This is a genomic window from uncultured Thiodictyon sp. (assembly GCF_903828115.1).
GTDB lineage: Bacteria > Pseudomonadota > Gammaproteobacteria > Chromatiales > Chromatiaceae > Thiodictyon.
The window spans coordinates 1-1,782 of record NZ_CAIKKU010000162.1 but is presented as its reverse complement, the minus strand read 5'-3'; the positions used below and the strand labels follow the sequence as shown (position 1 = coordinate 1,782).

At 67.8% G+C, this 1,782-nt stretch carries 2 protein-coding genes; both read right to left on the bottom strand.

The window, feature by feature from the left end:
• Positions 1-528 precede the first annotated feature (528 nt).
• Positions 529-1,089: an HPP family protein gene (locus QZY48_RS05890; protein WP_295428949.1), complete on the bottom strand. Its 561-nt coding sequence runs from the start codon at positions 1,087-1,089 to the stop codon at positions 529-531.
• Positions 1,086-1,782 (bottom strand): CBS domain-containing protein (locus tag QZY48_RS05885; RefSeq protein WP_366929638.1); only part of this gene is annotated, 697 nt, incomplete at its 5' end. The genes QZY48_RS05885 and QZY48_RS05890, both read right to left, overlap by 4 nt.

Here is a 1,782-nt window from a genome sequence, read left to right as displayed (position 1 = left end):
TGTACGCTTGCCCCGTCTGTTGTTCGCAGGTTACCCTACTCCGCAACGGGACCAACACTCGATACGGGCGGGCGGCTAACCCTTACCCGACCGGGACTTTCACCCGGCAAGAGACGCCGAGCTTTGCTCGGCGCGATAACAAGCGGCCTGAAAAGCGAGCGCGCGCCACGGCCGTCGCGGTAGCTCTCAGCGCCGTCAAGGGCGCGCGCCGCTTTAGGCCGGACGTTATGCTGCTGCTCTTGGTGGTGATGCCCATCAGGGCGTTATCGCTTAGCCAAGCTAGCGCGTAAGGCGGATACCGGACAGACGATCCGCCGATGCCTGAAGCCGGCGCGACGGAACTTCCCTCGGCGTCGCGTGCTTACGACCCGCGGGGCTGGTGTCGGACTGGTGCTGGTCGACCTGTCCGGCCTGTTCGCTGGTCCGCGCAGCGGACCTTACCGGCGCGGAGCCAACTCCGTCGGGTCCGGTCTTCGGCCCGACCGCTGCGTGCCGGAACGATGATCGAGCTTGGTCTTGGTCAAGGTCCTAGTACCAAAATTCCGGATAACGCCGCGTCCGCGGTATGTTGTTGACCACCAGGGCGACGACCAGCAGGATCAGCGGCCCGAGGGTGGCCGGTATGAGCACATAGAGAAACCCGAGGGCGTGGATCTGCGCGGAGCCGATCACCGCGATCAAGGCCGTGGCCCCGCCCGGCGGATGCAGGGTCCTGGTCAGGTGCATCAGGGCGATGGCCGTTGCCACCGCGACGGCCTGGGCCAGCCAGGGCTCGGCCTGCAGCAGTTGCCAACTGGCCACACCCACCAGGGCCGACAGGGCGTGGCCGCCGATCAGGTTGCGGGGCTGGGCGAGCGGGCTGCGCGGGGTGCCGAAGAGGAGCACCGCCGAGGCGCCGAGTGAGCCGAGCACGAGCGTCAGGTCGGTCCCGGTGAGGAAGTGCTGATCGAGCCAGCCGACGGCCCCGATGCCGATGAAGGCCCCGACCCAGGACCAGATGACTTCCTCCCGGCCCACCCGCGGCGGGCCGCCGTGGGTCGTGCCGCCCATCTTGCGCAGGTAGTCCGCCACCACTGAGGTGAGACTCACCGTGCTTCGTCCAGGTGACAGGCGGTGAGGAAATCCTTGCGCAGCAGGAGGCCGCTACAGCGCCCCTGGGCATCGAGCACCGGCATCCCGCGGCCCGCGTGGCGGCGGAAGGCGGTCATGATCTCGCGCAGCCCGGCCTGCTCCGTGACCGTGACGGCCGGGGTGGTCATCATGGCGCTGGTCGCCGTGTCCCGACCGCGGTCCCCGAGGGTGCCGTCACCCTCGAGCAGTTGCAGTAGAAACTGGAGAAAGCTGTCGGCGCCGAGTTGGCGCAGCACGTCGGTCTCCGTCAGGACCCCCAGTACACGGCCGTCGGGGTCGATGACCGGTAAGGTCTTGACCCCTTGCTCGACGAAGGACCGGGCCGCCGCCCCGAGCGGGGTGGCGGGCGGCAGCCCGGTGATGCCAGTGCGCATCAGCCGGCCGGCGGTGAGCCCGTGGAACAGGCGCGCGACGGCGTGGGCGTGCGCCAGGTGGTAGATGATGCGGAAATCGGCCGTGGTGATGTCGAGGTAGCCCGGGATGTGACGCATCGCGTCGAGGATATCCGCGTCCGCGAGTTCGAGTTCCGGGACGGCGTCCGCACCGGGTGCCACGTCTTCGGTTGCGATGGTGCTGTTGGTCGTCATAGAGATCGAGCCCTGAACTGCGGCTAAACACAATCGTTGTCGTTGTCGTTGTCGTTGTCGTAAT